Genomic DNA, 12,223 nt, shown 5'->3' with positions numbered 1-12,223 from the left:
CGCGCAGCGGACCGGCCATCCGGCGCCAGCCGCGCACCGCCGCCGCGGTCCCGGCCGGGGCGTCGACGTCGCGCGCGAGCGACCCCAGCGCACACCCCAGACGCCGGTCGGTGAGGTCCCACGCCCCGGGGTCGCGTGGCACGGCCCGCACCACCGTCCCCGTCGCCGCACCGGTCATCGCGCCTCCTCGTCGGCCCCTCGGTGACGCAGGTCGCCCGGCCCCGGTACCTCGTTACCCGGCGTGGTCAGAACTGACGAGGGGCGTAGGTTCGAACGGTCGTCCCCGTCCCACGAACAGAGGTCCCCGCGTGTCCACCGCTCCGCCCACCTGGTTCACCGACGCACTCGCCGAGCCGGGGGAGCCCGGCCGCACCGAGAGCGACGGCGTCGAGATCCGCTTCCGGAGCTGGGGCACCCCGGGCGGACCCGGTGTGCTGCTGGTGCACGGCGGCGCGGCGCACCTGCACTGGTGGGATCACATCGCCCCGCTGCTGGCCGAGGGCACGCGCCGGGTCGTGGCGGTCGACCTGTCCGGGCACGGCGACTCCGGGCGGGCACCGTCCTACGACCTGGACCGCTGGGCCGTCGAGCTGCGCGCCGTGATCGACGCCGCGGGTCTCGGCCCCCGGCCGACGGTCATCGGGCACAGCATGGGCGGGTTCGTGACGCTCACCGCGGCGCTGCGCTACGGCGACGAGCTGGCCGGCGCCGTCGCCGTCGACTCCCCGGTCCGGGACCGGTCGCCGGAGGAGCGGGCCGCCCGTGAGCAGCGGGCGTTCGGCCCGGCGAAGGTGCACCCCGACCGCGACGCGCTGATCGCGCGGTTCCGCACCATCCCCGAGCAGCCCGGCGACCTGCCCTACGTGCACCGCCACATCGCCGAGCACAGCATCCGCGCGGTCGACGGCGGCTGGAGCTGGAAGTTCGACCCGGCCATCTTCGCCGGCATCTCGCTGACCCCCGGCGACCTCGGGCGTCCCGGCTGCCGGATCGCGCTGTTCCGGGCCGAGCACGGCCTGGTCCCGGCGGACATGGGGGAGATGGTCGTCGACCGGATGGGCCGGGCGGCACCGGTCGTCGAGATCCCCGGGGCCGGGCACCACGTGATGATCGACCAGCCGCTGGCTCTGGTGACCGCGCTGCGGACGCTGCTCGCGGACTGGGAGCACTCGGTTCCGGTGGTGGCCCCCGCGATCTAGGGTGGCCCCATGACAGAGCAGTCAGAGCTGACTCCTTCCGGACCGGCCGCTTCCGAGGAGGAGGTGCTCGTCGAGCGGCGGGACGGCGTCCTGCTGATCACGATCAACCGGCCCCGGGCCAAGAACGCGCTGAACGAGAACGTCGCGCGCTCGGTCGCCGCGGCCGTCGACGAGCTCGACGCCGACCCGGACCTGCGGGTCGGCGTGCTGACCGGGGCGGGCGGGGTGTTCTCGGCCGGGATGGACCTCAAGGCGTTCCTGCGCGGCGAGCGTCCGTCGGTGCCCGGGCGCGGGCTCTGCGGGATCACCCAGGCCCCGCCGGTGACGCCGATGATCGCCGCGGTCGAGGGCTGGGCCCTGGCCGGCGGGTTCGAGATCATGCTGGCCTGCGACCTCGTCGTCGCCGGGCGCGGCGCCCGGTTCGGGGTGCCGGAGGTGAAGCGGTCCCTGGTCGCCGCCGCGGGCGGTGCGCTGGAGCTGGCGAACCGGGTGCCCCGGGCGCTGGCGCTGGAGATGCTGCTGACCGGCGACCCGATCGACGCGACGCGCGCCGAGGCCGCCGGGCTGGTCAACCAGGTCGTCGATGACGGCGGCGCGCTGGAGGCCGCGCTGGCGCTGGCCGCGCGGATCGCGGTGAACGGGCCGCTCGGCGTCGCCGCATCGAAGCGGATCGTGCGGGAGAGCCCGGACTGGGGCGCCGACCGCTGGGAGCGCCACGACGCGGTCGTCGGCCCGGTCCTGACCTCGGAGGACGCCCGCGAGGGTGCGACCGCGTTCGCCGAGAAGCGCGACCCGGTCTGGCGCGGCCGCTGACTCAGGCGACGAACGCCTCCCAGATCAGGAAGGCGTTCAGCCCCACCACGACCGCGGCGACGACGACCGCCGCGGTCGTGGTGACGCGGTGGTTGACCAGGTCGCCCATCACCTCGCGGCGGGCGGTCAGCCACACCAGCGGGACCAGCGCGAACGGGATGCCGAACGACAGCACGACCTGGGAGAGCACCAGCGCCTGCGTCGGGTCGATCCCGATGCCCAGCACGAGCAGGGCGGGCGCGAGGGTCAGCAGCCTGCGCAGCAGCAGCGGGATCCGGCGGCGCAGGAACCCGGCCATGATGACCTGCCCGGCGTAGGTCCCCACGCCCGAGGACGCGAACCCCGAGGCGAGCAGTGCGATCGCGAACCCGTACGCGGCGACGGCGTCGAGCTCGGTGCCCAGCCCGGCGAAGATCCCCTCCAGGGTGTCGGTGCCGGGGACGTCGGTCCCGGCGAACAGGGCGGCCGCCACGACCAGCATCGACAGGTTGACCAGCCCGGCCACGCCCATCCCGAGCGCGATGTCGGTGCGCCCGACCCGCAGCAGGAACCGGGTGTCCTCGGGGCCGCGGGCGACCAGACGGCCCTGGGTCAGCGCGGAGTGCAAATAGATCACGTGCGGCATCACGGTGGCACCCAGGATGCCGGTGGCGAGCACCAGCGAGCCGACGCCGTCGAAGCCGGGGACCAGACCCGCGGCCAGCGCGGGCCCGTCGACGTCGGTGCGCAGCAGGGTCGACACCAGCCCGACCAGGATGATCGCGAGCAGGAACACGATCGCCCGCTCGAACGGCCGGTGCCCGCGCGACTGCAGGCCCAGCAGCACGAAGGCGATCACGCCGGTGATCACCCCGCCGGTGAACAGCGGGATCCCGAACAGCAGGTGCAGGGCGACCGCGCCGCCGATCACCTCGGCCAGGTCGGTCGCGATCGCGACGAGCTCGGCCTGGGCCCACATGAACCGGTTCCGCCACGGGGTGAGGTGCTCGCGGCACAGCTCGGGCAGGTTCTTCCCGGTTGCGAGCCCGAGCTTGGCCGAGAGCGACTGGATGAGCATCGCCATCAGGTTGGCGACGACGATCACCCACACCAGCAGGTAGCCGTAGCCGGCGCCGGCGGAGAAGTTGGTCGCGAAGTTGCCCGGGTCGACGTAGGCGACGGCGGCGACGAACGCGGGCCCGAGGACGGCGAGCCTGCCGCGCCAGCCGCGCCGGCGCAGCTGCTCCACGGTGAGCGGTGCCGCCGACGCGGCCGTGTCCGTGCTCGTCATGTGCGCCCCCGCGAGGTGATGAGGTCCGGCGAAGACGCAGTGTAGGCACGGCTAACTCCGCTGGTACAGACCTGCGACGGTGCGGGCCGTGCGGCTCACAGGTAGCGGTGCATCACGTGCAGGCCGGTGGTCGTGCCGTCGGGCAGGGTGAAGGCGTCGGGCACCGTGCCGACCGTGGCGAAGCCCAGCGAGTGCCACAGCGCGACCGCGCGGGTGTTGGTCGCCACGACGGCGTTGAACTGCATCGCGGAGTAGCCGTCCGCGCGGGCGAGGGCCAGCACGTGCTCGCCGAGCGCGCGTCCGGTGCCGCGCCCGGCCTCGCCCGCCTCGACCGCGAAGCTCGCGGTCGCGACGTGCGAGCCCGGCCCGGCCTGGTTGGGTCCGGTCTTCGCGGTGCCGACGACCCGGCCGTCCCGCACCGCCACGACGACCCGCGCCGGCGGCGGGAGCATCCACATGCGGGTGACCCAGGCGTCGTCGGCGTCGGGCGGGACGGTGTAGGTGCGGCCCTCGGCGAAGATCGGGCGGAGCACGTCGAGAACGGCGGGGAGGTCGTCGTCGGTGGCGTCGCGGATGTGCACGCGCTCAGGGTAGGTAGAGGTCGCGCGGGCCGGCGTCGAGTGCCTCGACGCCGCCGCCGGTGTGCTCGGCGAGCCAGTCGGCGAAGGCCCCGGTCTCCGGCTCGGCGACGGCCACGGTCAGTGTGACGTCCGTGCCGTGTGTGACGTCGCACAGCCGGTACGGGGAGTGGCGCAGGTCGTGCTCGAGGCGCCCGGCGCGGTCGTGGCCGACGGCGAGCAGCAGCTCCCGGTGCCGGACCCGGCGCAGCTCGCCGACCGCGTCCAGGGCCGCGGTCAGGGCGCCGGAGTACGCGCGGACCAGCCCGCCCGCGCCGAGCTTCGTCCCGCCGAACCAGCGCGAGACGACGGCGACGACGTCGGTCAGCCCGCGCCGGGTGAGCACCTCCAGCATCGGGACGCCGGCGGTGCCCGAGGGCTCGCCGTCGTCGCTGCTGCGGGCGGTGAGGTCCCCGGTGCCGGGGTCACCGATGCGCAACGCGGTGCAGTGGTGGGTGGCGTCCGGTCCGGCCCGACGGACGCGGTCGATCACGTCCTGGGCGGCGCCGACGTCGGCGACCCGGGCGACGGTGCAGCGGAAGCGCGACCGGGCGATCTCGGTCTCCGCACTCCCGTCGCGGGCGATCACCCGCACGCCGCGACCGGCCTCACACCGTGACCGCGCTCGCGATCGGCGGCGCGTCGGGATCGATTCAGTGCATCCTGGACGTGTCCGGTGACGAGGCCGCCCGCCTCACCCGGCGGGCTCCCTCGTCCACACCAGGCGGTTCCACCGCCGACATCGAAGGGACCCCCACCCATGAGCGACACCCTCCGCGTCCTGCGTTCCGGTCTGACCCGCGTGGCGCGCCGGATCGACGACTACACCCTCGCGGCGTTCAACCCGGTCTACCCGACCCCCGCCGGCCGGGAGCGCTGAGGGCGCCCCCGGCCGGGGGAGTGCGGTCAGTCCTGCTGCTCCGGCGCGGCCAGCTTCAGCGGTCGCAGGTACACCCACAGCACGAACAACGCCCCGATGACCAGCATGCCGATGCCGGTGTCGAGGTTGAGGTTCGTCCCGCCGGTCTTGGCGAGGTTCTCCGGGTCGTCGCCCGACACGATCCCCATGACCAGCAGGACGATGCCGTAGACCCCGAACAGCAGGGCGATCACCGAGCGCAGGTCGAACAGGTTCGCCGCGGTCGAGGAGACCGGGGCGTCGGTCCCGTGGTGGTCGGGGTGGTTCTCACTCTTCGAGCTCATCGCAGGTCTCCGCTCAGCCGAACACGACGTAGAGGACGACGGTCAGGGCCAGCACCAGCGCGCCGAGGACGTTCGGACTGCGGTACCAGCCGGCGTCGTCACCGTCGGTGGAGTGGGTGCGCGCCTCCTTCGGGGTCAGGCTCCAGGTCAGCCCGACCAGCTCGGCGTCCGGCTTCGGGGTGGTCACCATCGAGACCCCCGCGGACACGCCGACACCGACGACGAACGCCGCGATGGCGCCGACGAAGCTGCCCGCCTGGCTGGACATCGTCCAGACCTCGGTGCGGACCAGGATGTCGACCAGCACCGCCGCGGTGGTGCCGGAGAGCAGCCCGATCCAGGCCGACGGCCCGGTCATCCGCTTCCAGAACAGGCCGAGGATGAAGATCGCGAACAGCGGCGCGTTGAAGAAGCTGAACAGCGACTGGATGTAGTCCATCAGGTTCGCCGACCCGGACGCGATGAACGCGGTGCCGATCGCGAGCACGCAGCCGATGATGGTGACCAGCCGGCCGACGCCGAGGTAGTAGCGGTCGGCGCGGCCCGGGCGCACCCAGTCCTGCCAGATGTCGTAGGTGAACACCGTGTTGAACGAGCTGATGTTCGCCGCCATACCGGCCATGAACGCGGCCAGCAGACCCGCGATCGCGACGCCGAGGATCCCGTTGGGCAGGACCTCCTTCATCAGCAGCGACAGCGCGTTGTTGTAGGTGATGCCCTCGACGGCGTCGCCGCCGCCCGCCTTCACCGCGGCGATCTGCGGGACCAGGATCCCGGCGATCATGCCCGGGGTCACGATGACCAGCACGACCAGCGCCTTCGGGAACGCACCGATGATCGGGGTCCGCCGCGCGGCGGACATCGACTTGGCCGACAGGGCGCGCTGGACCTCGGCGAAGTTCGTCGTCCAGTAGCCGAAGGACAGCACGAATCCCAGGCCGAACACGATGCCCAGCACCGACAGGAACGGGTTCGCGATCTCGGTGAGCGGGGTGCCGGGCCAGGCGTTCAGGTCCGCACCGGCGCTCGGGCCCTCGGTGACCGCGCGGGTCAGGCCGTCCCAGCCGCCGACCCGGTTGAGCCCGGCGACGGTCAGCGGGATCAGCAGCGCCAGGATCACGAAGAACTGCAGGACCTCGGTGTAGATCGCGGCCGACAGCCCGCCGAGGGAGATGTAGCCCAGCACGACGACGGCGGCGACCGGGATCGCCAGGTACAGCGACCAGCCGAGCAGCGCCTCCAGGACCAGGCCCAGGGAGAACAGGTTGACCCCGGCGATCAGGATCGAGGCGACCGCGAAGATCACCGCCTGCACCCGCTGGGTGGTCTTGTTGAACCGCTTGAGCAGGAACTCCGGGACGCTGCGGGCCTTGGAGCCGTAGTAGAACGGCATCATTACGATGCCGAGGAACACCATCGCCGGGATCGCGCCCAGCCAGTAGTAGTGCACCGTCGGGATGCCGAACTGGGCCCCGTTGGCCACCATGCCGATCAGCTCGATCGCGCCCAGGTTGGCCGAGATGAACGCCAGACCGGTGATCCAGGCCGGCATCGACCGGCCGGACAGCAGGAAGTCGAGGCTGGAGGACACCGAGCGGCGCGCCGCGAAGCCGATGCCGAGCACCAGTACGAAGTAGAACGCGACCAACAGGTAGTCGACCAGGTTCGGGTTGAGGCGCAGGACCTCCTGGGCGGTCATGCCGCGTCCTCCCGGGACGTCCCCGGGGCCCGCCGGGCCGTCTCGTGATGATCCATCTCGGGTAGCTCCTCGCCGTCGAGTGCGTGCGCTGCCGGTCCGCCGGCCGGTGGTGCACGACGGCACGTTGCGCGGACCAACGCACAAGCTAGACCGCACTCGATCAGAAGTGAACACTTTCGCTCGAATTCGAGACCGCTCGGTGACCTCGGCGCGCCAGGGGGCCGGGTCCCGACACGCACGGTCGACCCTTGCCGCACGTTCGGTTGTGTTGCATTCTGTGCGGGTGAAGCCCCGACGGCGTCCGGCCCGGACGCGATGAGCCTGCTCGCCGAGCAGCGGCGCGAGGTGATCGTGGAGCAGGTCCGCAGCCGCGGCGCGGTGCGGGTGTCCGAGCTCGCGGACCACCTCGGGGTGTCCGAGATGACGGTGCGCCGCGACCTCGACGTGCTGGCCCGGCGACGCCTGGTGGACAAGGTGCACGGCGGCGCGACGGCCGTCGGCGAGCACACCACCTCCGAGCCCGGGTTCGCCGCGAAGTCGGTGTGCGAGCTGGAGGAGAAGGACGTCATCGCCGCCGCGGCCGCCGAGCTGGTGACCCCCGGCGCCGCGATCGGCCTGTCCGCGGGCACGACGACCTGGCGGCTCGCCCGGCTGCTCGCCGCGGTGCCGCGGCTGACCGTGGTGACCAACTCCGTCGCCGTCGCCGACGCGTTCCACACCGGTGGCGCCGACGCCCGCGGGACCACGGTGATCCTCACCGGGGGCGTGCGGACGCCCTCGGAGGCCCTGGTCGGCCCGGTCGCGATCACCGCGCTGCGCTCGCTGAACCTGGAGACGGTGTTCCTGGGGGTGCACGGCATGAGCGCCGCGGCGGGCTTCTCCACCCCCAACCTCACCGAGCGCGACACCAACCGCGCCCTCATCGAGTCCGGCAGCAGGCTCGTGGTCGTCGCCGACCACACCAAGTGGGGCACCGTCGGGATCTCGACGATCGCCGAGCTGTCCGAGGCCGACGTGCTCGTGACCGACTCCGGTCTGGCCGACGCCGACCGGGCGGTCCTCGAGGGCGAGGTCGACCACGTGATCATTGCGCGCCCCGGAAGGTGACGTACGTGCAGAAGGTGCAGAAGCTGACCACCCGGATGGCCGACGGCCGGGAGATCATCTGGTTCGACGGCCCCGACCACGCCCCCCGCGATCCGGCGGGCCTGGTCGACGCCCGTGACCTCCCGCGGGTCGTGCCCGCCTCGCAGCTGCGCTACGACGCCCTGGCCGGGGAGTGGGTGACGATCGCCGCACACCGGCAGGACCGCACCTACAAGCCGCCGGCCGACCAGTGCCCGCTGTGCCCCAGCCGCGACGGCCGCCACACCGAGGTGCCGGGCCCGGAGTACGGCGTCGTCGCGTTCGAGAACCGCTTCCCGTCGTTCGGGTCGGCGCCCGGCGCGCCGCTGCCCGAGCCGGGCCCGGTGCCGCAGGCGGCGTCGGGCCGGTGCGAGGTCGTCTGCTTCACCGACGACCACGACACCCCGTTCTCCCGGCTGACGCCCGACCGCGCCCGCCTGGTGCTGGAGGCGTGGGCCGACCGGACCGCCGAGCTGGGCGCCCGGCCGGGGGTCCGCTACGTCTTCCCGTTCGAGAACCGGGGCGCCGAGATCGGCGTGACGCTGTCCCACCCGCACGGCCAGATCTACGCCTACCCCTACGTCCCGCCGTTCCCGCAACGGATGCTCGCCCACGTCGCCGCGCACCGTGAGGCGACCGGGGAGAACCTGTTCGACACGCAGCTGGCCGCCGAGCGGGCGGGGGAGCGGGTCGTCGTCGCGGGGGAGCACTGGACGGCGTTCGTGCCGCAGGCGGCGCGCTGGCCGGTCGAGGTGCACCTGTACCCGCACCGTCCGACCCCGGACCTGCCCGCCCTCGACGAGGCCCAGCGCGCCGAGTTCGCGACCCTCTACCTCGACGTGCTGCGCCGCCTCGACGCGCTCTACGACGACGAGCTGCCCTACGTCGCGGGCTGGAACCAGGCCCCGGTGCTGGAGTCCGACGGTCGCTCCGACGCCCGGCTGCACCTGCGCCTGCACTCGATCCGCCGGGCGCCGGGGAAGATCAAGTACCTGGCGGGGTCGGAGTCCGGCGCGGGCGCGTTCATCTCCGACGTGCTGCCCGAGGCGGTCGCGGAGCGGCTGCGTTCGCTGTAGCCGGGGGCGGACGGCGGGTGCAGGAACACGCGGTGATCCGTTGTCCGCGCGCGTTCAGAAGCGCGCGTCCGGCGGATCTGCGCACGGAACGCGGATCATCGAGCGGGCCGTGGACAGCACGATTGCTCCGCCCCGACGTGCGTCGAGGCCGGTACCCCTCCCCAGGGGCACCGGCCTCGGACGTCGGTGACGCGGTCGGTCAGACCCGGACCGCGTTGTGGAACGGCATCGCGTCGATGTCGGAGTACTTGACCGGCTCACCGCTGGTGGAGGCGTGGAGCACCTTGCCGTTGCCGGCGTAGATACCGACATGGCTCACCGGGGAGTAGAAGAACACCATGTCGCCGGGCTTGAGCTGGCTCTTGGAGACCGGGGTGCCGTCCATCTGCGACTGTGCGCTGGAGGTGCGCGGCAGGTCGACGCCGATCTGCTCGAACGCCCAGACCATCAGGCCGGAGCAGTCGAACGCGCTCGGGCCGGTGGCGCCCCACTTGTAGGGCTTGCCGAGCTGCTGCTTGGCCTGGGCGAGCGCCTGGGCACCGTCCGAGGAGCCGGTCAGGCCGCCGACGATGTCGCCGAGCCCGCCGCCGTCACCGTCGTCGTCACCGCCGCCGCCGTTGCGGGCGGCCGCCTCGGCGGCCTTCGCACGGGCCTCGGCCGCCTTCGCCGCGGCCTCCTTCTGGGCGACGGCGGCGATGCGGGCCGCGTCGGCCTTCTCGAACGCCTGCGGGACCGACGCGGTGACGTTCTCGAAACCGCTGGTCAGGGTGGACGCGGCGTCGCTGGTGCCGGTGCCGCCGTGCTCGGAGCCCGCGGCCGGGACCGACAGCTTCATCGTGGCCTCGTTGGCCGCGCCGGTGAGGTCCATGTCCGCGGAGGTCTCGGGGGACTGCTCCGGCGAGCTGAGCGCCGACACGACGCCCATGACCGCGGTGGCGCCGACCAGGGTGGCCGACATGGTCGCGACGACCGCGCGCGGGTGACGCCCGAGCGGCCCGGTGTCCGAGGTGCCGCCGAGCAGGCCGATCGCGGTCCGCGAGGTGACGCCGGCGGGGGTGTCCTGCGCGTCGCGGGTGATGACGGTGTCGCCGCCGGACGCGGCGGGGAGGCCGGTCGCGGGGGTGTCGATGCGCTCCAGCTCCGGGCCGGGGGCCTCGGAACGGCGGGCTCGGCGGCTGCCGGGCGCGGGGGTGTCGAAACCGGCCTCGGAGTAGCGCGCGAGCAGGTCGGCGGCGGAGATGCCCGCGCCGGCGTCGCGGTCCCGGCGACGCCGGGGGACGTCGCTCTCGGGTGTATGGAGGTCCGGGGTCAGTGCAGTGGTCATTCGGGGGTCCTCGCCACCCCGGATCCGCCCCGGTCCTCGTGACCGGACACGGCTCCGCCCGCTGCGTGCTGGGTGGGCGCCAGGGGGAGTGTCGGCCAGCGGGGAGCGGGGGACCGACCAGGCGCACCAGCCGACATCTCGTCGGCCAGCCAGGAGCGACCGTAACCGCTCCGTGACACGGACACCGACCGGGCTCGCCGGGTGTGCGGCGAACGGCCGGTCCGGAGCGACCCACGCACCGGACCCGCGTCCAACGGTGGGTGCGGTGCGCCGTTCGGGTCGTACGGTCGGTGTGCTGCGCCGAACGGTGCGTGTGAGGCGGTGACGCGGTGCGCACCGTGACCGGGACGGCCCCGGACGGACCAGCCCCCTCACGAACCCGGCACGCCCGCCGGCGACGCCCGGGCGGCACCGCGTCCGGTGACTGCGCCGGGAGGCGGTCCGGGCCGTGGCGGACGGAGCAGCACGCGGGAGGCGTCCCGTGCCTGGTGAGCGCGGGTACCGGGTGCTCTGCGACGATCGGGGCGCATACCGGCCGTGACCGGTGCGGCGCGCACCGGCCGGCTCGGCGCCGGGGGCCGGTGCCCGGGGCGGACCCGGTGCGGCGCAACGTGACGTCGGCCGCACACGGTGAACCGGGCGCCGGTCCGCGACGTAGGCACACGGGGACACGTCTGCGAGCGGACGGGTCCCGGGGCCGGACCACCGACACGGACCCACCGACGAGGACCCACGACCCGGGAGGTCGCAGCAGTGCCGGAGCGAGCAGGCGGCCCCGTCTGGGTGGGCGAGCTCGTCCACCACCGTGCCGTGCACGGCACGGATCGCGGGGCCGGTGACCTCGTCGTCCCGCCGCGGTTCGGCTCGGCCCGGCTGCTGGTCACCGACGGAGGCGTCCCCGTCGGGCAGGCCGAGGTCCCGCTGCACGAGGGCCGGGCGCGCGCCGCCGACCTGGCCCGGGCCGCCGCGGCCGTCGCCGGGCGTGAGCCGCCGGGGGAGCCTGCGGTGTCGGCCGAGCCGCTCACCGTCGTGGTCGCGACGCGGGGGCGGCCGGAGAGCGTACGCCGCTGCCTGGCCGCGGTGCTGGCAGGCGACCACCCGGACGTGACCGTGCTCGTCGTCGACAACGACCCGCCCGACGAGCACACCCGCGAGGTCGTCCGTGACTGCGCGGACCCGCGGGTCCGTTACGTCCGCGAGCCGCGCCGCGGTGTCTCGGTCGGACGCAACCGCGGCCTCGCCGAGGCCCGCACCGCGGTCGTCGCGTTCACCGACGACGACACCGAGCCCGACCCGCGGTGGGCGTCGCGGATCGCCGGGTCCTTCGCCGAGGACCCCGGTCTCACCGCGCTGAGCGGGCCGGTGCTCGCCGCGCGGCTGGAGACGCCCGAGGAGCGGGCCGCCGACGTCGCGCTGGCCTGGAACAAGGGCTTCCTGCCGCGCCGGTTCCGGCTCGACGACCCGCCCGCGGACTCCCCGGTGTTCCCGTTCTCCCCGGGCCTGTTCGGGATCGGGGCCAACCTGGCGGTGCGTGCCGAGCCGGTCCGTGCGCTCGGCGGGTTCGACGAGGCGCTCGGCCCGGGCCGGCCCACCCGCGGAGGCGAGGACATCGAGCTGCTGGTCCGGATCGTGCTCGACGGCGGCACCCTGGCCTACCTGCCCTCGGCCTGGGTGTGGCACCACCACCGGCCGTCGCCGGGGGAGCTGCGTGAGCAGATGGGCGGCTACGCGCTGGGTCTGGGCGCGTTCCTGGGCAAGGTCGCGCTGGATCCGCGGGCGCGCCGGCTGGCGGTGCGCCGGTTCCCGGCCGCGCTGGGGCGGCTGCGCGACATCGTGCGCCGCGAGTCCTCGACGCCGGCCACGGTCGCGCGGGCCCGGAAGGAGCCCGCGCCCACCG

At 74.0% G+C, this 12,223-nt stretch carries 11 protein-coding genes; 5 read left to right on the top strand and 6 right to left on the bottom strand.

Translation table 11 applies throughout. The annotated features are described in order from the left end of the window. Positions 1–308: 308 nt before the first annotated feature. Positions 309–1,199 carry an alpha/beta fold hydrolase gene (locus NH602_RS20865; protein WP_073574327.1) on the top strand — a complete coding sequence of 297 codons (891 nt, stop codon included), beginning with the start codon at positions 309–311 and terminating at the stop codon, positions 1,197–1,199. Positions 1,200–1,208: 9 nt separating this feature from the next. Then, a complete protein-coding gene (locus NH602_RS20860) occupies positions 1,209–2,012 on the top strand; it encodes a crotonase/enoyl-CoA hydratase family protein (RefSeq protein WP_100878183.1) in 804 nt (267 codons plus the stop codon). A 1-nt stretch (position 2,013) separates the two neighbouring features. On the opposite strand, the gene NH602_RS20855 is transcribed toward NH602_RS20860, so the two are convergent. From NH602_RS20855 to NH602_RS20835, 5 genes are all read right to left on the bottom strand, one after another. After that, positions 2,014–3,282 carry an Nramp family divalent metal transporter gene (locus NH602_RS20855; RefSeq protein ID WP_073574325.1) on the bottom strand — a complete coding sequence of 423 codons (1,269 nt, stop codon included), beginning with the start codon at positions 3,280–3,282 and terminating at the stop codon, positions 2,014–2,016. A 95-nt stretch (positions 3,283–3,377) separates the two neighbouring features. Next, positions 3,378–3,863: a GNAT family N-acetyltransferase gene (locus tag NH602_RS20850; RefSeq protein ID WP_179762310.1), complete on the bottom strand. Its 486-nt coding sequence runs from the start codon at positions 3,861–3,863 to the stop codon at positions 3,378–3,380. Between the two features lie 4 nt (positions 3,864–3,867). Continuing rightward, the gene (locus tag NH602_RS20845) at positions 3,868–4,494 is read right to left on the bottom strand and encodes a YigZ family protein (protein ID WP_073574323.1); all 627 of its coding nucleotides are present in this window, start codon (positions 4,492–4,494) and stop codon (positions 3,868–3,870) included. A 311-nt stretch (positions 4,495–4,805) separates the two neighbouring features. Next, on the bottom strand, positions 4,806–5,102 hold the full coding sequence (locus tag NH602_RS20840; RefSeq protein WP_224402010.1) for a hypothetical protein: 297 nt from the start codon (positions 5,100–5,102) through the stop codon (positions 4,806–4,808). Positions 5,103–5,115: 13 nt separating this feature from the next. Further along, positions 5,116–6,801 carry a sodium:solute symporter family protein gene (locus NH602_RS20835; protein ID WP_179762311.1) on the bottom strand — a complete coding sequence of 562 codons (1,686 nt, stop codon included), beginning with the start codon at positions 6,799–6,801 and terminating at the stop codon, positions 5,116–5,118. Between the two features lie 315 nt (positions 6,802–7,116). Here NH602_RS20835 and NH602_RS20830 point away from each other — a divergent pair, with 315 nt between their 5' ends. Next, complete coding sequence (locus tag NH602_RS20830) at positions 7,117–7,908, top strand: DeoR/GlpR family DNA-binding transcription regulator (protein ID WP_179762312.1); 792 nt, start codon at positions 7,117–7,119, stop codon at positions 7,906–7,908. 14 nt (positions 7,909–7,922) lie between these two features. Continuing rightward, positions 7,923–9,002, top strand: coding sequence for a galactose-1-phosphate uridylyltransferase (gene galT, locus NH602_RS20825; protein ID WP_100880558.1), 1,080 nt, complete (start codon positions 7,923–7,925; stop codon positions 9,000–9,002). 199 nt (positions 9,003–9,201) lie between these two features. Here the strand turns inward: galT and NH602_RS20820 are convergent, their stop codons facing one another. Next, a complete protein-coding gene (locus tag NH602_RS20820) occupies positions 9,202–10,326 on the bottom strand; it encodes a C40 family peptidase (RefSeq protein ID WP_246352731.1) in 1,125 nt (374 codons plus the stop codon). Between the two features lie 753 nt (positions 10,327–11,079). Here NH602_RS20820 and NH602_RS20815 point away from each other — a divergent pair. Next, a partial coding sequence (locus NH602_RS20815; protein ID WP_253068689.1) for a glycosyltransferase family 2 protein occupies positions 11,080–12,223 on the top strand: 1,144 nt, incomplete at its 3' end.

It is taken from the genome of Pseudonocardia sp. McavD-2-B (genome assembly GCF_024124365.1).
Classification (GTDB): Bacteria; Actinomycetota; Actinomycetes; order Mycobacteriales; family Pseudonocardiaceae; genus Pseudonocardia; species Pseudonocardia alni.
The sequence above is the reverse complement of the archived record's forward strand: the minus strand, read 5'-3'. Positions and strand labels throughout refer to the sequence as shown.